The organism is Enterococcus sp. DIV1375a (assembly GCF_051712205.1).
Classification (GTDB): domain Bacteria; phylum Bacillota; class Bacilli; order Lactobacillales; family Enterococcaceae; genus Enterococcus; species Enterococcus faecalis.
Window position 1 is genome coordinate 613,182 of sequence record NZ_JBIOOM010000001.1, and the last position, 22,347, is coordinate 635,528.

General features: G+C 36.7%; 18 protein-coding genes. 14 read left to right on the plus strand and 4 right to left on the minus strand.

All coding sequences use genetic code 11. The features are described 5' to 3' along the window. Positions 1 to 99: 99 nt before the first annotated feature. The 10 genes from polA to IGJ63_RS03035 all read left to right on the plus strand — a co-directional run bounded on the left by polA (position 100) and on the right by IGJ63_RS03035 (position 12,943). On the plus strand, positions 100 to 2,748 hold the full coding sequence (gene polA / locus IGJ63_RS02990) for a DNA polymerase I (RefSeq protein ID WP_002361339.1): 2,649 nt from the start codon (positions 100 to 102) through the stop codon (positions 2,746 to 2,748). 99 nt (positions 2,749 to 2,847) lie between these two features. Next, positions 2,848 to 3,690, plus strand: coding sequence for a DNA-formamidopyrimidine glycosylase (mutM, locus tag IGJ63_RS02995; protein ID WP_002355756.1), 843 nt, complete (start codon positions 2,848 to 2,850; stop codon positions 3,688 to 3,690). Continuing rightward, the gene (gene coaE, locus IGJ63_RS03000; protein ID WP_002364728.1) at positions 3,687 to 4,286 is read left to right on the plus strand and encodes a dephospho-CoA kinase; all 600 of its coding nucleotides are present in this window, start codon (positions 3,687 to 3,689) and stop codon (positions 4,284 to 4,286) included. The genes mutM and coaE overlap by 4 nt, the downstream gene beginning before the upstream one ends. A gap of 179 nt (positions 4,287 to 4,465) precedes the next feature. After that, the gene (gene nrdR / locus IGJ63_RS03005; RefSeq protein ID WP_002381296.1) at positions 4,466 to 4,948 is read left to right on the plus strand and encodes a transcriptional regulator NrdR; all 483 of its coding nucleotides are present in this window, start codon (positions 4,466 to 4,468) and stop codon (positions 4,946 to 4,948) included. Between the two features lie 15 nt (positions 4,949 to 4,963). Continuing rightward, a complete protein-coding gene (locus tag IGJ63_RS03010; protein ID WP_016614039.1) occupies positions 4,964 to 6,373 on the plus strand; it encodes a replication initiation and membrane attachment family protein in 1,410 nt (469 codons plus the stop codon). Further along, positions 6,373 to 7,302, plus strand: a complete 930-nt coding sequence (gene dnaI, locus IGJ63_RS03015) for a primosomal protein DnaI (RefSeq protein WP_002355760.1) — start codon at positions 6,373 to 6,375, stop codon at positions 7,300 to 7,302. The genes IGJ63_RS03010 and dnaI overlap by 1 nt, the downstream gene beginning before the upstream one ends. Positions 7,303 to 7,383: 81 nt before the next feature. Then, entirely contained in the window at positions 7,384 to 8,592 is a 1,209-nt protein-coding gene (locus IGJ63_RS03020) for a hypothetical protein (RefSeq protein WP_180758868.1), read from the plus strand. 13 nt (positions 8,593 to 8,605) lie between these two features. After that, positions 8,606 to 10,111, plus strand: coding sequence for a glycan biosynthesis hexose transferase WsfD (gene wsfD, locus IGJ63_RS03025; protein WP_438745921.1), 1,506 nt, complete (start codon positions 8,606 to 8,608; stop codon positions 10,109 to 10,111). Continuing rightward, positions 10,101 to 11,684: a hypothetical protein gene (locus IGJ63_RS03030; protein ID WP_002361342.1), complete on the plus strand. Its 1,584-nt coding sequence runs from the start codon at positions 10,101 to 10,103 to the stop codon at positions 11,682 to 11,684. The genes wsfD and IGJ63_RS03030 overlap by 11 nt, the downstream gene beginning before the upstream one ends. Continuing rightward, positions 11,681 to 12,943: a glycosyltransferase gene (locus tag IGJ63_RS03035; RefSeq protein ID WP_438745922.1), complete on the plus strand. Its 1,263-nt coding sequence runs from the start codon at positions 11,681 to 11,683 to the stop codon at positions 12,941 to 12,943. Before IGJ63_RS03030 ends, IGJ63_RS03035 begins: the two co-directional genes overlap by 4 nt. Before the next feature lie 135 nt (positions 12,944 to 13,078). Here IGJ63_RS03035 and IGJ63_RS03040 read toward each other — a convergent pair whose 3' ends face one another. Then, positions 13,079 to 14,257, minus strand: a complete 1,179-nt coding sequence (locus IGJ63_RS03040; protein WP_070363926.1) for an IS256-like element ISEf1 family transposase — start codon at positions 14,255 to 14,257, stop codon at positions 13,079 to 13,081. 73 nt (positions 14,258 to 14,330) lie between these two features. Between IGJ63_RS03040 and IGJ63_RS03045 the strand changes: the two genes are divergently transcribed. Genes IGJ63_RS03045 through IGJ63_RS03055 form a run of 3 tightly spaced genes read left to right on the plus strand, consistent with a single transcriptional unit; the run spans position 14,331 to position 17,547 of the window. Further along, positions 14,331 to 16,370, plus strand: coding sequence for a cellulose biosynthesis cyclic di-GMP-binding regulatory protein BcsB (locus tag IGJ63_RS03045; RefSeq protein WP_438746617.1), 2,040 nt, complete (start codon positions 14,331 to 14,333; stop codon positions 16,368 to 16,370). Continuing rightward, positions 16,360 to 17,220, plus strand: coding sequence for a hypothetical protein (locus IGJ63_RS03050; RefSeq protein WP_002385041.1), 861 nt, complete (start codon positions 16,360 to 16,362; stop codon positions 17,218 to 17,220). The genes IGJ63_RS03045 and IGJ63_RS03050 overlap by 11 nt, the downstream gene beginning before the upstream one ends. 15 nt (positions 17,221 to 17,235) lie before the next feature. Next, on the plus strand, positions 17,236 to 17,547 hold the full coding sequence (locus IGJ63_RS03055) for a hypothetical protein (RefSeq protein WP_002355767.1): 312 nt from the start codon (positions 17,236 to 17,238) through the stop codon (positions 17,545 to 17,547). A gap of 46 nt (positions 17,548 to 17,593) precedes the next feature. Here the strand turns inward: IGJ63_RS03055 and IGJ63_RS03060 are convergent, their stop codons facing one another. From IGJ63_RS03060 to IGJ63_RS03070, 3 genes are read right to left on the minus strand one after another with little or no spacing between them, the layout of a single operon-like run. Continuing rightward, positions 17,594 to 18,748, minus strand: coding sequence for a pyridoxal phosphate-dependent aminotransferase (locus IGJ63_RS03060; protein ID WP_438745925.1), 1,155 nt, complete (start codon positions 18,746 to 18,748; stop codon positions 17,594 to 17,596). A gap of 15 nt (positions 18,749 to 18,763) precedes the next feature. After that, on the minus strand, positions 18,764 to 19,486 hold the full coding sequence (locus tag IGJ63_RS03065) for an amino acid ABC transporter ATP-binding protein (protein WP_002355769.1): 723 nt from the start codon (positions 19,484 to 19,486) through the stop codon (positions 18,764 to 18,766). Continuing rightward, a complete protein-coding gene (locus IGJ63_RS03070; RefSeq protein WP_002355770.1) occupies positions 19,479 to 20,942 on the minus strand; it encodes an ABC transporter substrate-binding protein/permease in 1,464 nt (487 codons plus the stop codon). Before IGJ63_RS03070 ends, IGJ63_RS03065 begins: the two co-directional genes overlap by 8 nt. Before the next feature lie 170 nt (positions 20,943 to 21,112). Here IGJ63_RS03070 and IGJ63_RS03075 point away from each other — a divergent pair, with 170 nt between their 5' ends. Then, positions 21,113 to 22,219, plus strand: a complete 1,107-nt coding sequence (locus IGJ63_RS03075) for an iron-containing alcohol dehydrogenase family protein (protein ID WP_002358821.1) — start codon at positions 21,113 to 21,115, stop codon at positions 22,217 to 22,219. Positions 22,220 to 22,347 lie beyond the last annotated feature (128 nt).

Genomic DNA, 22,347 nt, shown 5'->3' on the forward strand with positions numbered 1-22,347 from the left:
ACCTTTTTCTTTCATTCTGCAATCGCCGTCTACTGCAAATTCTGTAGTTTTTTGTTAAAATAGAAAGGAAACTAGTTTGCTAAAGATGAGGGGAAAAAAATGACCAAAAAAAAATTATTACTCGTTGATGGAAACAGTGTAGCCTTTCGTGCATTTTTTGCGCTACATAACTCATTAGAACGATTCAAAAATAAGAACGGCTTGCATACAAATGCTATTTATGCGTTTAACAATATGTTTGAAAATGTAATGCAAAAAGAAATGCCTACTCATGTTTTAGTCGCTTTTGATGCAGGGAAAACCACATTCAGAACAGAATTTTATTCAGAATATAAAGCCGGACGTTCAAAAACACCGGGGGAATTTAAAGAACAAATGCCGTATATTCGTGAACTTTTAGAAGGTTTAGGCGTAAAATATTATGAACTACCTAACTATGAAGCAGATGATATTATTGGTACATTAGCCAACAAAGTTGATAAAGATGAATTTGATGTTGTCGTGTTATCAGGGGACCGAGATTTGACACAATTAGCGACGGACACTGTCAAAGTAGATATCACTGTTAAAGGAGTTAGCGATATTGAATCATATACACCTGAGCATATTGCTGAAAAATATGATGGGTTAACGCCTAAGCAAATTATTGATATGAAAGGGTTGGCTGGCGACACGTCGGATAACATTCCAGGTGTAACGAAAATCGGTGAGAAAACCGCGATTAAGCTGTTAAAACAATATGGCTCAGTTGAAGGGGTTTATGAGAATATCGATGAAATGAAAAAAAGCAAAATGAAAGAAAACTTGATTAATGATAAAGAGCAAGCCTTTCTTTCTAAACGTTTAGCGACAATTGAAGTCAATGCACCAGTCGAAGTCAATGTGGAAGACTTGGCATATGAAGGGAAAAACTTAGAAAAATTGGTTCCTTTTTATAAAGAAATGGACTTTAAACAATTTTTAGCTAAGTTGGACATTACAGAAGAACCTGTTGAAATGGAAGATATTTTATTTGAAGTAGTTGAAGATCAGTTAACCAATGAAATGTTTACAGACGATATGGCTCTTTATGTTGAGATGATGGAAGATAACTATCATACGTCACCGATTGTCGGCCTTGCTTGGGGCAACGACAAGAAGATTTATACCACGAATAATTTAGCTGTTTTTGAAAGTCAGCCATTTATCGATTGGTTGATGGATGAGACACGTAAAAAAAATGTCTATGATGCAAAACGGACGTACGTTGCACTAAATCGCTATGTAGGAAAAATGACAGGGATTGCCTTTGATGTTTTATTGGCTGCTTATTTACTTGATACCAATGACAATAACGCGGATATTGAAGGCGTAGCACAACATTACGGATATGATGCGATTCAATCTGATGAAGCCATTTATGGAAAAGGGGCCAAAAAAGGCTTGCCAGAGGACGAAGAAGTTTTCTTTGGTCATTTAGCACGTAAGATTAAAGCAATTCAATTTTTAACAAGCAAATTAGATAGCGAATTAACAGAAAAAAATCAAGCTGATTTATTCTATAAAATGGAATTACCACTTTCTCGTATTTTAGGCGATATGGAAATAACTGGTATCCGTGTTGATGCCACGCGCTTAAAAGAAATGCAAGTAGAATTTTCAGAACGCTTGAAAGAAATCGAAGAAAAAATCTATGCAGAAGCTGGCGAAGAATTTAATTTGAATTCACCTAAACAATTAGGCGTTATTTTATTTGAAAAAATGGGCTTACCTGTGATCAAAAAGACGAAAACTGGCTATTCAACAGCGGTAGATGTTTTAGAACAACTAAAAGAACAAGCACCAATTGTGGCCGATATTTTAACTTATCGTCAAATTGCCAAAATTCAATCGACCTATGTTGAAGGACTCTTAAAAGTAATTCAGCCAGATAATAAAATTCATACTCGGTATGTACAAACACTGACACAAACAGGACGATTAAGCTCAGTAGATCCTAATTTACAAAACATTCCTATCCGTTTAGAAGAAGGCCGAAAAATTAGAGAAGCCTTCGTACCAAGAGAGGATAATTGGTTGATTTTCTCTTCTGATTACTCTCAAATTGAGTTACGTGTGCTCGCGCATATTTCTAATGATGAGCATTTAAAAGAAGCGTTTGTGGAAGGGCAAGATATCCATGCCAGCACTGCAATGCGAGTTTTCGGTGTTGAAAAAGCAGAAGATGTCACACCTAACATGCGTCGTCAAGCTAAAGCGGTGAATTTTGGAATTGTCTATGGTATCAGTGATTATGGCTTGTCCCAAAACTTAGGCATTACTAGAAAGCAAGCGCAACAATATATTGACACCTATTTTGAAAAATATCCAGGCGTGAAACAGTATATGGAAGAGATTGTCCGCGATGCCAAAGACAAAGGCTATGTGGAAACATTGTATCATCGCCGTCGTTATTTAAGTGATATTAATTCAAGAAACTTTAATCTACGTTCGTTCGCTGAACGTACAGCGATTAATACACCGATTCAGGGAAGTGCCGCAGATATTTTAAAAATTGCGATGATTGAAATGGCGCGTCGTTTAAAAGAAGAAAAATTACAAGCGACAATGTTATTACAAGTGCACGATGAATTAGTTTTTGAAGTACCAGAATCAGAATTAGAACAATTAAATCAACTCGTCAAAGAAGTGATGGAGCACGCAGTTTCCTTACATGTGCCACTTATCACCGATAGCAGTTGGGGAAAAACATGGTATGAAGCAAAATAATAGCTTACCCATTAAGAACGATGAATAAAATAAGGATAAGTAGGATCTGGACGTTGATATCTAAGCGTTCAGACCTCTTTATATAAAGGAGCAAAAATAATGCCAGAATTACCAGAAGTAGAAACAGTGCGAAAAGGACTTGAAAAACTTGTTGTAGGAAAAACCATTCAAGAAGTCATTGTTTTTTGGCCAAGAATTATTGAATCACCAGAAGTTGATGTATTTCAAGGTCAATTAGCTGGTCAAACGATTGAAGGGATTGAGCGAAGAGGAAAATTTCTGATTTTTAAATTGTCTGATAATGATATGATTTCTCACTTACGGATGGAAGGAAAATATGAGTTTCATCAGGCTGATGATGAAATTGCCAAACATACCCATGTAATGTTTACTTTTACAGATGGCACGCAATTACGTTATTTAGATGTACGGAAATTTGGCCGTATGACATTGGTTCCTAAGAATCAAGGTCATCAATATAAAGGGATTTTAGCTTTGGGCCCAGAGCCAACACCAGACGTTTTCCAATTAGCTACTTTTCAACAAGGCTTGAAAAAGCATCATAAAGCAATTAAGCCATTGCTGTTAGATCAAAAGCTAGTGACGGGCTTGGGGAATATTTATGTAGATGAAGCACTTTGGCAAGCGCAAATCCATCCAGAACAACCAGCAGATTCCTTAAAACCTGCGGAAGTTGCTACGTTGTATCAAGCAATCATTGACGTCTTGGCACGCGCTGTTGAAGCAGGTGGAACCACCATCCGCACCTATCTAAACGCGTTAGGAGAAGCAGGGACTTTTCAAGTAGCGTTGAATGTCTATGGGCAAACAGGCTTACCTTGCAATCGTTGTGGTACGCCAATTGTTAAAACAAAAGTGGCACAACGTGGTACGCATTATTGTCCACAATGCCAACAATTGAAAGGTCGTCGATTGAAATGACAAAAGTTTTAGGCATTACAGGAGGGATTGCGACAGGTAAAAGTACGGTTGTTGCTCTTTTTAAAAAAGCGGGTTATCCAATTGTTGACGGCGACATTATCGCCCGAGAAATTGTTGCAAAAGGGCAACCAGCCTTAGCCGCAATCGTTGAAACTTTCGGACCAGAAATAGTATTAACAACTGGTGAATTGGATCGGAAAAAGTTAGGACAATTAATTTTCGCTAGTCCTCAAAAAAGAGAGCTGTTAAATGAAACGCTGAAACCTTTTTTAAGAAAAGAAATTTTACGTCAAATTGAAGAAGCTAAAAAGAAAGCCTCCCTGGTTATTGTTGATATTCCTCTGCTTTATGAAGCTCATTATGAGGCGATTATGGATCAAGTTGCTGTGGTATATGTACCAGAAAAGATTCAAAAAGAGCGTCTGATGGCCCGAAACCAATTAACAGAAGAAGAAGCGCAACAACGAATTGCTAGCCAATGGCCGATTGAAATGAAAAAAGAACGAGCAGATATCGTGTTTGATAACCAAGGAACTAGAGAAGAAACGGAACAGCAAGTGAAGAAGTGGCTAGAGAAACAAACTGGAAAGAAGTGAATATTTTTTAAATGGCGTAAAATGTTTTGAAAATTTCAGAAAAAACAATGAAAGTCTTTGTTTTTATTAAAGAATGGCAAAGATTCAACTAAGAACCAGTTCTAAAGACCTAGTAATAGCGCAATTTCATGTTATAATATAGGCAACAAAAATTATACAGAATAGAAGAGGTGAACGTTATGCGTTGTCCAAGATGTCATCATAATAATTCCCGTGTTATTGATAGCCGTCAAGCAGATGATGGACGTGCAATTCGCCGTCGTCGTGAATGTGAAAATTGCAGTTATCGGTTCACTACATTTGAAAGAATTGAAGCGGCGCCATTACTTGTAATCAAGAAAAATGGGGATCGTGAAGAATTTAATCGTGATAAAATTTTGCGTGGGCTCATTCGCTCTGCGGAAAAAAGACCCGTTGCTATGGAACAAATGGTTCAAATTGTCGATAATGTTGAAAATCGAGTGCGTAGTTTAGGGGAAAATGAAGTCTCTACAACGCTTATCGGTGAATATGTGATGGAAGATTTAGTCAATCTAGATGAAATTGCCTACATCCGCTTTGCGAGTGTTTATCGACAATTCAAAGATATGAGCGTGTTTTTGAAAGAGTTACAGGACATTGTCGACAAAGCAAAATCTTCTTCTCCTGACTCAGAAAATTAAAAAGGAGGTCTTTCTTTGAAAGGAAATCGGCAAAGAATCCAACCAAAAAATATTTTTCAAGCGGTTATTGATTCACCGCTTTCTGATCAAGAGAAAGAGGTTTTAACCTTTTTATATCAACCAATTGTCGGCGCCAATGCGTTTAGTTTATATTGGCTTTTGTTATCTGAAACAACAGACTCAGAGGAGAATGGCTCGCTGTTTCATGCAGATTTAATTAGTTTGCTGGACTTGAGTTGCCAACAATTAGAAGAAGCTTGCTACAAATTAGAAGGCATTGGGTTGCTAGAAACGTATAAAAAAACAGATCGGGAATTAGGAGATTGTTATTTATATTATTTAAAAGCACCTGAAACAGCCGCTCGTTTTTTTAAAGATGAAGTGTTAGCTTTAGTGTTATTTAATCGGGTTGGACAACGGAAATTTGATCAATTAGTGCAAAAGTTCCAACCGCATCCTACTAAAACAGAGGGCTATCAAAATGTTTCCGCTAGCTTTCAAGAGGTTTATGCCTTTAAAGAAGAACAAATTGTTTCCGAAGCGAACCGATTGACAACGATTCAAGAAACTTTTTCTCAACAAGAAAAATCGAAGAAAATTTCTGTATCAACGGATTCTTTTGATTGGCACTATTTTGTGGAAGGTTTGCACCGTTTAGGCTTACAACTGCCTGAAGATGAGGCTAGTTTTCAAGAAGAAGTCTATGTTTTTCATCAATTATATGGCATCAATGAGTTAGATATGGTAGACTTTGCTTCGAAATCATTTGACTATTATACAAGTCGAATTTTGCCTAAGGAATTAGTGCGAACGATTCATCAAGCGTTTGATCCTGATAAAAAACCACAATCAACAAACGTAGTGACAAACAAGCAAGCACAATTGACGGTGGAAGAGCAACAAACGTATCGATATAACGCATTAAAAATGAATGGTTTTTCTGAACTGGATATTCAAATGATTATGGATAGTGAAAAGAATCCGCCTATTCAATATTTAGAAGCTTTAAAAAATAGTCGAGGCGGCTATACGACACCACAAGAACGTTCATTAGTGAAATATTTGGTTGCCAAATCAGGCTTACCGACTAGTGTGATTAATATTTTGATTAACTATGTTTACAATATTCAACAACAACCGACTTTAAAAGCGGAGTATGTGAATCGAATTGCGAATGAATGGGGACAAAGTGGCATTCATTCACCAGAAAAAGCAATTGAACATGTCAGAGAATTGGCAAAACAAAGCCAAACCAAACAAAAACAGCGACAACAAAATTATTCAGGGAAACGCCAAACTGTTCGACAAGAGCGATTGCCAGAATGGGCCGATCAGCCAAACGATGAAACAAAACTTTCCCCAGAAGAACAAGCCGAGTTAGATCGACAAATTCAAGAATTTTTAAACCAAGGAGGTGACCAATGATGGAAGACGTAGGAAAAGAAATGTCAAAAATTATCCAGAAGCGTGACATCAATGAACGATATGAAGAGCTGGTTAACGAAGTATTGAAAGATCAAGATGTTCAAGCCTTTATACAAGCAAACCGAGAGCGTTTAACCGATGAAGATATTCGTAAAAGTTATGCTAAGCTGTATGAATTTGTTCAAGAAAAAAAGAAATTTCAATTAAACGATCCGGCAATGATTGCTCCAGGCTATGAGCCAAGATTAATGTTGAATTTTCATTACATTGATGTAACGTATGTCCCAACGGCTGATTTAATCGCCCGTCAGAAGGAAGAAGAAATTCGCAATCGAGTAAGGGCAATGGACATGCCAAAAGATGTCCGAGAAGCAAATTTACGAGATTTCGATCCATCTTCTCAAGGTCGAGCCAAAGCGTTAGCAGAAGCAATGCAATTTTTAAGAGAATATCCTGCGACACCAAAAGAGTTTCATAAAGGGCTCTATTTACAAGGCCCCTTCGGTGTAGGAAAATCTTTCTTATTAGGTGCGATGGCTAATGCTTTAGCAGAACGTGGATTTACTACGACAATTGTTCATTTTCCAACATTTACAGTAGAAATGAAGCAAGCCATTGGTCGCGATCAAGTTGGTGAAAAGCTCGATGCAGTAAAAAAATCCCCTATATTAATGATTGATGACATTGGTGCGGAATCCATGACTAGTTGGATTCGTGACGACGTTTTAAGCGTAATCTTGCAATACCGAATGCAAGAACAATTAGTTACTTTTTTCTCTTCCAATCTAGATTTAAAAGCTTTAGAAGAGCATTTAACCGTGACGCAACGAGGAGAACAAGAGCCGCTAAAAGCCAGACGAATTATGGAACGTGTGCGTTATCTGTCAAAAGAGATTACGATGACAGGAAATGATCGACGAAACGGTTAAAGCAATCCTTTTATTTTTATGGATTGCTTTTTTTCTTGCGCTTGAAGATGTAGCGTAAGTTTCGCAAAAACAAGTACTTTTGTGTACACTGACAATAAAGAAGTGAGGAAAAGAGGCGTAACAATGAAGAGAAAACTTTGGATTTTTATTGGGGTATTCGTGGTGCTTCTGGGAGGATATTTTCTTTTGTTTAGAGAAAAATCCTATAAAGTAGAGGTGGAAAAAGTGAATCCAAAAATTCAACGCTTAATGTCGACAGACAAACAACATTTTTTAACAAAACATGAATTTCACACAAAAGAAACCGCTGAACGCAAAGATTTGTTGAAGTTTTTTATTGAAACCCGGCTCAAAACAGACGGCGGCTTTTTAACCAATTATTTACCAGATGCTGAACGCAAAGATGTCGCCACAGGACATGAGTTGCTAAGTGAGTCTTCGGGTCTATATTTGCGTAATTTAGCTTTTGATACGCAGGGACGTTTTGATAATTTTTACAAGCAGACGAAAGACACATTTTACGACGGTGTCCAATTTAGTTACCGAATTGACGAGCAAGGCAATAAGTACAATGTCAATGCCTCGATTGATGATTTACGGATCATTCGTTCATTAATTGAAGCAGGGGGGCATTTTAACACAGATCAGTATGATCAAGAAATTAAAAAATTAGGCAAGAGTTTTATGAAAACCTCTATGAAAGATAATATTCTAATTGATTTTTACGATAGTAAATCAAAACAACAGTCTTCAGAAACTTCTTTGTTTTATATTGACTTAATTACGCTGGGTTATTTATACAAAGAATTTGGGATTTCAGCAGACTATTTGCAATATCATTACCAATTAATAGACGATGGCTATATTTCTGATGATTTACCTCTTTATCAAACGAAGTTTAATCATCAAACAAATAAATACGAAAACAACGGAACACTTAATATTATTGAATCTTTATTAACAATTGTTCATTTAAGTGAAGTGGGTATGGCGAAACAGACTAGTATTGATTTTGTACGAAAACAAGTTCAGCAAGGAACGCTTTTTAACTCGTATGATTTAAATGGATCACCTGTGGATAAAAATCAATCTGCAGCCAGTTATGCGATAGCGGCTTTAATTGGTGTTGCCGAAAATGACAAAGAGTTGTATCGTGCGGCAATTACAGTACTTAATAATTTTCAAATTATGGATTCAAGCAGTCCGATTTATGGAGGATTTGGTGATAAAGTTACGAAACAAGTCTATTCCTATAATAACTTAATGGCTCTTTTGGCCTATGATTTCTAGATGAGGTGAAAGCATGGAAAAGATCAAAAAATACATGAACTCGGCTTTTGAATGGTTGAGTCGTTATATTTCTCCAAGTCTTTTGGCCGTTTTAGGGATTGGGTTAGTGACAAGCATTTTGTTATTTGTTTATCCCATTAATGGCTTGGGAGATAATGGCGAGTATTTTCGTGTGTTAAATTCAAATAGTCTTTATCGTGTCAATGGTGATAGCTACGACAATGTGGCCTATTTTGTTAAGGACTTTTCAATTATGCGTTATTTTAATGAAACAACGACGCACTTTGTTTCCACTCAACAATTTTTCATCACCATTGCCATTTGGCTTAATAAACTTTTTTATAGTCAAACACTTTTCGATATTCGTTTCTTAGGTTTCGTTTATCTTAGTTGTTTTTTAGTGTCAATTTATATTCTGGTACGAGGCTTAACCGAAGGCGTATCTTTGAAAAAAAGTTATCTTATCTCCTTGTTGGTTATTTTCATCTTGGGGGATACCTCCTATACGATTTATTTTAATTCCTTTTATACAGAAGCGACGAGTTTTTTACTTTCTGTGAGTGTCTTAGCATTTTCAGTCTATTTTTATCGGGTGACGAAACCACGAACTTGGCTCAGAAGAATAGTTTTAGTTATCTTGGCACAAGCAGTAGTACTTTTAATAGGAACAACACGCCAAGAATATTTGCTGATTATTGGCGTAATTATTGCTGGATTAGGATTTTTTGTCTACTTGTCACAACGTTATCAACGATTGTCAATGACGGCCTTTTTAATTGCGTTGATTGGTTTTACAACGTTAGCGGCTTTTATCGTTCCTAACGATATCTATGAACGTGATGTCTACCACAGTATGACGCGCGGTGTAATTCCAGATAAACGGATGTCAGAGGGCGGAATCAACCCGCAATATGGGTTGCAAAAGGGACGTTCCTACTTTGAAGAATACAGTCCTGTATCACCAACTTCTGAACAAATGAAAAAAGATTTTTTTGATAAAACGAGTTTTGGATGGGTGTTATTGAATTATTTAAATTATCCATCTGAATTATGGCAAGGACTGAATTCAGCGGTCCCAAATGTTTACTTAGTAAAGCCTAATAATGTGGGGAATTTTGAGAAAACGACGGGGCGTGCACCGCTGGAACAATCTAAATTTTTTATGGTGTATAACCGTATTAAAGCCAGTTTTTTTCCTAAAAACTTTGCTTTCTATCTATTATTAGGCGTGATTCTGTTTGGTTTATATGGCGTTGGTTTATACAGAGGAATCAAGAGAAACGAACCCAGATTAGTTTTTCGCTTCTTTTTAATGACAGGGATTTATCTTAATTTATTAGTTGTTTTCATTTCAACAATTATTATTGATGGGGATAGTGACTTAGTACGTCATTTGTTTTTAGTCTCAGTATTTTTAGATTTTCTCTTGTTACAAATTGTTTCTGATGTTATTGGTAAACGAATGTGGCAAGATACAACACCACAAGTCATTGGGGAGGTAGAGGGAATTGAAAAATAAACAATATCTTATTGGCTGGGTGTGTTTCTTACTCTTTTTCGTTTTTTGTGGCTTTGCCAAACCGGCGCTGGCTGCACCAAGTAAACATGTCTTACTTGTCTATGACAGCTTGAATATTGCTGGGAAAAAAGAAAATGATGTGGATGCTTTACAACGAGTGTTGACGAGTTTTGGAGTAGAAGTTCAGAGTGTGGCGGTATCAGATTATGTACCTGGCGAATTGCTAAATGATGGCTATGACAGTTTGATTTCTATGGTGAATTGGCCTGAACAAGCCGGCGTTATTGCCTCTGATTTTCTAGCAGATCGAGTTCATTTTAAAGGTAAACAATTACACATTGGTCGAAACATGCGTGACGATGAAAAACAATATTTTAGCGGTACATGGAAAGAATTAAGTCATCGTCAATATCGGTTAGAAGATGAAAAAAACCGCTTTTCTCAAGTATTGCCTTTTCAAGATCAATCAGTTGTGCTGGAAAATACGCAAGGTCAGACAGTTGGTCGATTAAAAACACAAGAATTAGCACCAGAAGAATATCCATTTGGTGTAATTGAGAATGGGCATGCTTTTCTACCAATGTTTGAACGCAAAGGCGCTGTTTTTTTAGAAAGCTTGGACGTGATTAGTCAATGGCTGGAAAGTGAAAAAATGTCACGGCCGTTTTTGACGATTTCTGATTTTAACCCGTTAAGAGATATGTCTGTGGCAACCTATTTGCAAGAAGAATTAGTTAAAACCACATATCCTTATATTTTATCCAGTACGAGCGTTTCACAAAACAATACGATTTTACCTTATAAACTATTTACGAATGCGTTACGAGCATTTGCTTCGACGGGGGTTATTTTCTTAGAAACACCGGTCGTTAATAATGTTGATTTAAATGACCAACGTGCCTTGAAACAATTGATGGAGCAGCAGATTAGTTTATTGGTCGACAGACATGTCTATCCAGTAGGTATTTCTGCTCCAGGATACTGGAATCAAGACCTTCAATACCAAGAGGATGGTCTAGCAATTAGTGATACAGTGATTCTAAGAGAAAATCCGCCGATTGAACGCGTTTTTTATCGGAACCAAACGGGAGAATCAATCACTTATAAGAATGCTTTGTTTGATCTACCGTATGATTATTTATCGGGGATTGAATGGACGGATAAAGATAATCCAAATGACTATCGATTTCCAATGCCGACCACCATTAGTTTTTCATTTCCAAATTCTAAAAAAGAAGTGGATCACCTAATTCAAGAAGTCAAGGAAGCACCAATTGTGTTTAGTGTTTCAGAAGCGGATCAACATTTCACTGTTCAAACACAAACGCAGAAAATCGAATTTCGGAATAATCGGTTCTTCTTAAACAATCAAATTGTCAATGGTTTGGCTGATACAGGGGCCTCAACAGTTGAAAAACAACGATTTACAGGGTTATTTTCATTCTTTTTCAGCATCACAAATAATATTTTAGTTGGCGTTGTTACACTGACTTTAATCATCCTGATTATTTTGTTTATGATTGGACGAAAGAATTATCGGTCGAAATATATTAATAAGGAGGAAGACAAATGACCATTGCTGACATTGTAATGTTAACAGCAACTATCATTATTTGGAGTCTACTAATTGTAAATATTCTCTTAGTTATTTTTGGCTATGTTTATTATTTAAAAACAGATCCTGTCGCACCGCCACCTGTAGAGGACGAAGACGCGCCGTTTGTTTCAATTATGGTGCCGGCCCATAATGAAGGAATTGTCATTGTGCGGACAGTTGAAGCGTTATTGAATTTTAATTATCCGCAAGATCGCTATGAAATTATTGTGATTAATGACAACTCAAGTGATAATAGTGCTGAGCTTTTAGCGAACGTCCAAAAAAAGGCGGTTAATCGAAATTTGCAGATTATTAATACAGACAATATAACAGGTGGGAAAGGTAAGTCTAATGCCTTAAACATTGGTTTCAAGCAAGCCAAGGGGGACGTGATTGCCATTTATGATGCGGACAATACGCCTGAACCGAATGCACTTCGTTATTTAGTCGGGGAGTTAATCGCTAGTGAGGAATACGGCGCGGTTATTGGTAAATTTAGAACGAGAAATCGCAATGCAAGCTTGTTGACACGCTTTATTAATATCGAAACACTGGCCTTTCAATGGATGGCACAAGCTGGTCGTTTTCAATTATTTAAGTTATGCACGATTCCTGGCACAAATTTCATTGTTCGTCGCAGTATTATTGAAGCCATTGGCGGCTGGGATGACAAAGCGTTAGCCGAAGATACAGAAATCAGTTTTCGCATCTATATGATGGGCTATAAAATTAAGTTTCAACCAAAAGCAGTGACGTGGGAGCAAGAGCCGCAAACTTTGTCAGTTTGGTTCCGACAACGGACGCGATGGGTCAAAGGCAATATTTATGTTATTGTTAAAAATGCTAAGTTATTGTTTAATCCTAAAGCAAGTCGGATCCGTTTTGATATTTTATATTTCTTGTCCATTTATTTTCTCTTAATGACATCGCTCGTTTTGTCAGACATCATGTTAGTTTTATCAATGTCTGGTTACTTAACAACGACCCTGCAAGGATTTAGCAATTCCTTGTGGTTGTTAGTGATTTTGTTATTTATTTTCAGTACTTTTGTCAGTATTACGACCGAAAAAGGCGAAATGATTTTAGAGAATATCTTAATTATTGCCTTGATGTATATTACATACAGTCAGATGTGGCTAGTAGTCGCCGCTTATGGCATGGTGATGTATATTAAAGAAAATGTTTTTCATAAACAAACACAAACAAAATGGTACAAAACTGAACGATTTAAATAAGGAGGAAACGTGCAATGAAACAAAAAACAGTCACTTTAATAGGGTTGTTCTTTCTGGCAATTCTGATTGGTGTCGCAAGTCCGGGGAGCGTCAATAATTTTGTGTAAATAAATTGTCCTCCTGCAAAATAATTAGTTACTCAGTAAACATTGAAACTAATGTATCGGTTACCTGTTGAAAACCTTTATGGCTTCTGTTTAGAAATTTTTGATTGTATGTATCAAAAATGCTGACTAGAAAGCGTTCTAGTGATTCTTCATTTTGAAACTGCTCTTTTCTACGGCTGTATCTTTTAATTTGCTTATTGAAAGACTCGATTAGATTGGTTGAGTAAATGGTTCTACGAATGCTAGGTGGAAAATCATAAAAAGTTAATAAGTCTTGGTTTTCTATGAGTGACTGCGTCACTTTAGGATAGTTTTTCTTCCATTTCTCAATCATGCCGGATAAGAAGGTATTCGCTTCTTCTTTTGAGTTAGCTTGATAAACAGCCTTAAAGTCATCACAGATTTCTTTTCGGTCTTTGACACGTACTTTATGAGCGATATTACGAGATACATGGATACAACAATACTGATATTTTGCTTTAGGATAAATTTGATGGATAGTATCTTTCATGCCTTTTAAGCCGTCCGTAATAAAAAGCAAGACTTCTTGAACTCCTCTGGAGTTAATATCCTGTAGCAGCTCATTCCAAACGTATGTTGATTCAGTTGGAGCAATCGCATAACTCAGTACTTCTTTAGTGCCGTCTTCTCGTATACCAATGGCAATATAAATCGCTTCTTTGGATACGGTTTGACGTTTTAGTGGAATGTAAGTAGCGTCCATAAAAATAGCGACATACTTATCATTTAAGGCTCTGGATTTAAAGGCATTTACTTCTTCAGTCAGAACTTTAGTCATGTTGGACATGGTTTGTGGAGTATAGTGATGACCGTACATTTTTTCGATCAAATCAGCAATTTCAGACATCGTAACACCTTTTTCGAATAAATGGATAATAGTGGTTTCCAATGTATCGTTTGTTCTTTTGTAGGCTGGTAAAGTTTGTTGTTTAAACTCACCATTACGATCTCTAGGTATTTCCAATGTTAATTCACCATATTCGGTTTTGATTGATCGAAAGTAAGAACCGTTTCTCGAATTACCTGAATTAAAACCAGTGCGATCATATTTTTCGTAATCTAAAAAAGCCGTTAATTCAGTCCGTAGGAGTGTGTTTATCGCTTTTTCTAAGTGCGAACGGAATAATTCATTTAAATCGCCTTTAGTGACTAGAGTTTGCACAATTTCTGTAGTAAAATCATTCATAGGGAAGTCCTCTTTTCTGTGAATTGGTTGTCGTTAACTTTATTCTACAGAAGCGACTTCCTTTTTTGTATGGATTTTTTCATTTACACAAAATATTTTACACTCTCCAAGTCCGACCGTATACGCCGAAAACAAAGAACAAGACAACCATACCTTTACACAACCTTTTCAAAATAAAACAATCTCTTTAACAGGTACTTCTGTCCGTAGCACCATGTATTTTACAAAAATTGATTATTGGGACGTAAAAAAAGCATCATTCAATATGACCTACCAAATCACACAATTAAAAAATAATCAGACCTCAGATTTAACTGTGGCGGTTAATGGTGTGAAGTTTTATTCTTGGCGTCCTGAAAATACGACTGGTATTCAACAAAAGACGATTGAAATCCCTTTGGAACTGATTAAAGAGACAAATACATTGACTGTTGAGGGCCAAATTATTAATCAGGCAGGAAACGATATGTATAATTTAATTGAAACTCCGGCAAATTGGTTAACGATGTATGAAGGATCTAACGTAAACTTCCAATACGATTTACAATTACCAGAGAATACAATTCATTCTTTTTATAATCATTTTGTGGGTGCAGACACGATTGCGAATAAACACAGTGTTATTTTGACACCAGAAAATGCATCGGAAAAAGAATTAGCTGCAGCGACCCATGCGTTAGCTGGTGCTGCTCGTTTGATTACTACCTCAGAAGAATTGTTGCCAATGGCTTCTTTGAACAAAGAACAGTCTGCACCCTATCAGTTGATTATTGCCAGCTATGATAAATTACCAGATCAGTATAAAAGTCAAATTGATAGCAAACGCGTGGAGGACCAGGCTGTCTTAAAATTTTTCAATCAACCAGATAAGCATGTTTTAGTAGCTACTTCTAAAGATGAGGACTTACTTGTTCGTGCGGGACGTTATTTAGCAAACTATGAATTAATGACCCAAACAGATAAAGAAGAGACAACATTTGATGAGAATACCGATACGTTTAGTTCAACTTTAGAATTTGATGGAAATTATCCATTAACCTCAACGGGGGACAAACTAGAAGGGGCTTATCACCAAGAACAAACGTACTTTGTCAATTTACCAGTGGATCGAAACAATGCCAATGGAAGTCGCGTGCATTTACATTTTAAATACGCTGAAAACTTAGATTTTGATTCTTCTTTAGTGACGGTTTACGCCAATGATAAACCAATTGGCAGCAAGAAATTAAGCGCTGCTCGTGCAAACGGTGATGAATTAAATCTCGAATTTCCAAAGAACTTAGAAATTGCTGATAGTTTTGTTTTAAAAGTTGCTTTTGATTTGAATGTTAAATCACCAGAAGTTTTACGAAATGGTCAGACTCCATGGGCCTTTATTGAAAATAATTCGAATGCGTTTATTCAAACAGAAGAACTGAATGACATATTATTTAACAACTATCCGAACATTTTTATCAGAAGCCGTTCTTTTGCTGATTTAGCGATTTTATTACCAGAAAAAATGGACGACAACTATTTTAAAGTGTTGACCAATTTATTTAACTTAATTGGTAATTATGCCGAAAGTAATGTCGGTGAGATTACGTATTATAAAAAAGCGCCTAAAAATGCGGCATTAGAAAATCATAACTTGATTATTTTTGGTACGCCTAAGGATAATCCGATGATTCGTAAGTTAAACGATCAGTTGTATTTCCATTATGATAAGGACTTCACACGTTTTGTTTCAAACGAGAAACTGAGTATCGAAAAAGATTATGGTAAACAAATCGGTACGGCGCAGTTAATGTTTTCTCCATATAATGCGAAAGCCGCGGCGTTAATCTTAACGGGAGCTAAATCACAAGGTGTCTTTTTAGCCTCTACACAAGTGAATACAGAGAAGAATACTTCTATGTACAAAGGAGATGCCATTGTGGTCGATCCGAACTATCGTCGCTATGATTATCGTTTCAAAAAACGTGTAAGCAACGTTAGCAACGAATCATTAGGTAAACGAATTGTCAATAATCATAAATTAATGATTTATCTATTTGTCTTCTTAATTGGTATGACCATTATTGGATTAAGTGCGTTCTTCATCGTGAAGAAGAATTTGAAAGGTGGGGAATAGAGTGAATCAAAAACGAGTGACCTTACTTTTGGATTTAACTTTGTTAGTAGGAATTGTTTTGGTTGTAGGCACAACCATCTTTATGGCCTTAGGAACGAATGATTTCTTTGTGGACTTAAGTTGTCTATTAATTTCAGTTATCTTAATTATCGTTACCTATTTTGTAGGAATTACAGCGGGGTTAACATTTTCGCTTATATTTATTTTTCTACAATTGACTTATGTTGTATATCAGTATGTCTATCATGATTTGTTTAGCTATGGCTCATTATTTTGGCTAATCATGCCGCCGCTCTACTGTTTAACAATCTATGCAGTGACTTATCAAATTCGTACGATTGAAGAAGAAAATATTCGCTTACGTAAAGAAACTTCACGGTTAAATGCGTTAGATGCAGTAACTAATTTAAGAACAGCAAAAATGTACGAGGAAGGATTCGATTTATTTTCTGACATTTCTACACGTTATGAAGCGCCGTTATATTTAGTCGTGATCCGAGTGGCCTATTGGGAAAGCATTCGTAATTTATTAAGTCCTGAACAAAAGAATGAATTGCTACAAATCGTGACAGCGGCGATTAAAGAGACAACGGATGATCGCTTCTTACCATACTTTATCGACGGCACACCGCCGACTTGGGCGTTATTAATTTTCCGCGATGGGGATGACGGATACACTACTAGAAAAGAATTCAAACAACAAGCTCAAGAGAAATTTGCCCATTCTGAAACCTTAAGGAATATTACTTTGACATTACAAGTTTCCTATACCAAATATGATCCTGCCGAATTTAACAACGCTTCAGAATTTTTAGGGGATGGAATTAATTCTCTTCAATATGATGTTTAAAAAGGAGGCAAACAAATGACTGAAAAACTTGCTGTTTTTACAGGGAAATTAGCAGAGGCTGGTGTGTTAAATGAGACACAGCCATTGTCAATGCGATTACATTTAGAAAATATTCAAGCAGAAAGTGATCCAGAATCTATTGTGCCCTTATTTTCTCATGGGGTAATTTTAAACATACTTGTTGAACAGTTAGAGGAAAGTATCCCACTGTCTCACTTGAAAAAAGGGACCAAAGTCCGTTTCACAGTCGTGGGCTTGCCACCGATGACTATGTCGATTCCACCGCATGTTGGTGGGCAAGCGATTGAATTGATAGAAGAAATCTAAAAAGCTTCTGCATTAGCTATGATTAGTAGCTAATGCAGAAGCTTTTTTATTCAAAGGTCATTCTTTCAATTCGATCGAACGCTTCCTTTAATAAATCTAAACTTTGTGTTGCGGCTAAACGAATGTACTCATCGCCTGTTGTTTCACCAAATGCTTTTCCAGGAATCACTAATACTTGTGTCTCTTTTAAAAGCTTTTCCACAAAAGGAACGGAAGTTAGTCCGGTTTTTTGAATGTTAATGAAGGCGTAAATACTTCCTTTGACTGGATGAAGCGAAAGGAAAGGAATCTTTGCTACTCGTTGGGCCACATACTCTAAACGTGTTTGGAACACTTCAACGATTGGGTCTACAAATTCGTCAAAATGTTGTAACGCATAGATTCCTGCTTGCTGTGACAACGTAGGCGCAGAATACGTAACGCCTTCATTAATTAATTTGGCTACTTCGTTAATATAGTCTGGGGCAATCATATAACCAATACGCCAACCAGTCATTGCAAAGGCTTTTGAAAAGCTACCAAAAGTGATAGTATTTTCTGGAGCAAACGTAGCCATGGGAGTAAACGTTTCTTGGAAACAAAAGGCTTCATAAACTTCATCTGAAAGAATGTATAAGTTGTGTTCAATCGCTACCTGTGCAATTTCTCTGAAAGTTTCTTCAGAGAAAACAGCGCCTGTCGGGTTATTCGGTGAATTAAGAATAATCGCTTTGGTTTTAGGCGTGATTTTTTCTTTCAAAAGAGCTACATCAATTTGGAAACCATCTTTTTCATAGGTTGGTAAAAAGACCGGAACGCTATCTGCTAAAAGGACTTGGTCTTTATAAGGAGAGAAATAAGGTTCATGAATAATCACTTCATCTCCAGGATTTAGAATCACTTGTAAGGCAAGGTACATTCCGTGCAGAGCGCCAACTGTGGCCCGGACTTGATTCGGTTGAAAAGATAATTGATAATGTGACTGATAAAACTGAATGACCGCCTCAATGAATGCCTCGCTACCATCAGAAGCGGTATATTTTGTATGCCCATTTTTGGCATCGTTAGCTGCTTGTTCGATAATCCGCTCATCGGTAATTAAGTCAGGGTCACCAATCGATAAATCGATTAAATTTGGGGTCTTTTTCGCCAATGTTGCAATATCCATGAGTAAATTTTCAGTAGGTTGTTGGTAACGTGTTGCGATATTCTTGCGATCCATACCAGGTGCTCCTTTTTATAAAACTTTTCTTAGAAAATCTTGTGTTCTTGGGTTTTGTGGCGCATCAAAAATTTCTTCAGGTGTGCCTTCTTCTTGAATGATTCCTGCATCCATAAAAATGACACGGTCCGCGACTTCTTTTGCGAAGCCCATTTCGTGGGTAACCACTACCATTGTCATCCCTTCAATAGCTAAATTTTTCATAACGGATAGCACTTCGCCCACCATTTCAGGGTCTAAGGCAGAAGTTGGTTCATCGAACAGCATTACGTCAGGGCGCATGGCTAAAGCACGAGCAATCGCTACCCGTTGTTGTTGCCCACCAGAAAGTTGAGCGGGATAATTTTCTTTTTTATCTGATAAACCAACTTGTTCCAGTAAAGAAAGAGCATGTTCTGTGGCTTCGGCAGCGGCTTCTTTTTTTACTTTAACAGGACTAATCGTTAAGTTTTCCAAGACATTTTTATGCGGGAAAAGATTGAAATTTTGGAATACCATTCCCATTTTTTGACGAAGTTGATCAATGTTGGTATTTTTATCTAATAAATTTTTTCCTTCAAATTCAACGCTGCCACCAGTTGGTGTTTCTAATAAGTTCAAGCAACGTAAAAAAGTACTTTTACCACTACCAGAAGGGCCAATAATTACGACAACTTCACCAGCTTCAATTTCTAAGTCAATTCCTTTAAGTACTTCATTTTTTCCGAATGTTTTCTGTAAGTTTTTAATGTTAATCACTAGTACTCATTCTCCTTTCAGCAACACCTAATAGACGTGAGATAGTAAAGGTTAGGACGAAATAAATCAACGATACAATTAAGTAAGGTAAGAAGGGTTTAAAACTTGCTCCTTGAACGTTGCCAGCTTGGAAAATTAGTTCCGAAACACCAATGACTGAAACAACGGAAGATTCTTTAATTACTGTAACAAATTCATTGCCTAACGCTGGTAAAATATTTTTAATAGCTTGTGGGAAAATGATGTATCGCATTGCTTGGTTTTGATTCATTCCCAAAGAACGAGCAGCTTCCAATTGTCCTTTATTAACCGCCTGAATACCAGCACGAATAATTTCTGCTACATATGCACCACTGTTTAAAGAAAGAGCAATACAACCAGCTGCTACTTTTGATAAGTCCAAACCAAGAACGCCTGTCCCGAAATAGACAATAAAAATTTGAACAAGCAAAGGAGTGCCACGAACATATTCAATATAAGCAATGGCAATGCCACGTAAAATTTTGGAATTGGCTAACTTCATTAAGGCAAGTAATGCCCCTAAAATGGCACCAAACAAAACACCAATGAAAGCTAGGAAAATGGTATAGCCTGCACCGTTAAGGTAGAACTTTCCATACTTTTGTAAAAAGCTTTGATCTTTTTGGAACATTAATTGATTGGCTTCTTTTTTATAACCGTCCATTAATTTTTGATCATTAATTTGTTTAATAGAGGCATTTACTTTCTCCGTCAAAACGGGCGCATCTTTAGGAAAAGCAACGGCAGTATCTTTTGAGCCTTTTTCAAAGGTAACATCAGCAAAAGCTAAATCCTCATTTTGAGAAACATAGGCTTCGCCAACCGGTTCTTCCATAACGACTGCATCTAATTTATTATTTTTTAGATTCATAATTAAATCTGGAATTTTTTGAAGAGAAGTAGGGACAGCACCGGTTAATTCGGTTTTAATTAATTCTTCTTGTGTCGTTTGCTTTTGGGCACCTGCACGAACGCCTTCGAAATCTTTAGTGGAATGAAATTTATCTTTATCTTCTTTCCGAACAATGACTCTTTGTTGAACGTTCATATATGGTTGAGAAAAAGCTACTTCTTTTAATCGTTCAGGCGTTGGCGACATGCCTGAGATGACCATGTCAATCTTGCCAGTTTTTAAGGCCCCTAACAGAGCATCGAAGCCTAGTTCTTCGATTTTTAATTTAACGCCTAAATCGTCGGCAATTTTTTGAGCAATAGAAATATCAAAACCGACAATTTTATCTTCACCATCTACTTTTGCATGAAATTCATAAGGGGCATAGTCTGCGGATAAGCCGACAACTAGTTCTCCCTTTTGGATGATTTTGTCATAGACTGGATCGTTTTCGGCTGCAAAAGTTTCTTTAATAGGTAATAATGAGAGCAACAAGAATAAAATTGGTAAAATCGTCTGTAGCCATTTTTTACATTTGGTCATTTGCGTAAACTCCTTTTTGTATTATTTTTATAAATATTCAAAAAAAGCGAATAAATGTATAAAAATTTATTGTGTTATGATGTGGTTTATCATATCATAGAATATGTAAAAGGAAAAGTAGTAGAGTTGAAAAAATACAACTTTTTCAAAAAAATTTTCAAAAGTCAAAAATGAAGGGGATTTTCAAGATGGAACAATCATTAATTGTGAGAGGGACACCACAAGAGTATCTTTGCGAAATTGGTTCGTGGGAATTATTAGAAGGACAACTATTATGCAGAAATATTCATCGTGTATTCATTTTACACGGGACTGAGTCATGGCAAGCGGCAAAACCGTATTTTCCGACGTTTCAAAAAGTAACAGCTGTCTTTGAAAACTATGGAGGTGTTTGTACAGATCAACGTGTGCAAGAGTTAGAAGCGCAAGTGCTGGACAATCATTTAGAGGCCATCGTCGCTGTCGGTGGAGGAAAAGTGGCCGACTTGGGCAAAGCCTTAGCACACAAAATGGCGTTACCGGTCATTATTTTGCCCACTTTAGCAGCTACTTGTGCACCGTGCACGCCATTGAGTGTAATGTATCGAGAAGATGGAGCAATGGAACGGTATGACGTTTTTCCACAAGCAAACGCTTTGGTGTTGGTAGAACCAAGAGTGTTATTGCATTCGCCTCGGTCCTTAATGGTGGCAGGTATTGGGGATACATTAGCTAAATGGTATGAAGCAGATGCGATTATTTCGCAGTTAGACGTCCAAGTGTTACCTATTCAAGTTTCTCATTTTGCCGCGGAAAAATGTCGCGATATTTTGTTAAATGAAAGTATCAATGCTTTAAAAGCGATGGAAGAGCAACAATTAAATCAATCGTTTATTGATGTCATCGAAACAAATTTAATTATTGGTGGAATGGTGGGTGGCTTTGGCGATGATTATGGTCGGACAGCAGGTGCCCATTCCATTCATGATGCCCTAACTTTGCTGCCAGCTAGCCATCGACAATTGCATGGAAACAAAGTGGCGTATGGTGTGTTTGTTCAATTAGCCATTGAAGAGAAATGGCAAGAAATCGCTGAATTGATTCCTTTCTATCACCAACTAGGTTTGCCTATTTCTTTAAAAGAAATGGAGATGGACTTAACTGAAGCCGAGTATCAAGAAGTGGCAGAACGTGCTTGTATAGAAGGCGAAACGATTCATTATATGAAACAAAAAATTACCCCTGAAATTGTGAAAACAGCGATGCAAGATTTAGAAAAATATACAGCGACAAAATAAGTGCCAAACAGCAACTAGTTCATTTGAATTATTTGAACTAGTTGCTGTTTTTTAAGGACCCTTTTTTGAAAAAAGAAACCTTGAGAAATCCTTGCAAATTCAATAAAAAAAAAGTATGATGATGGGAG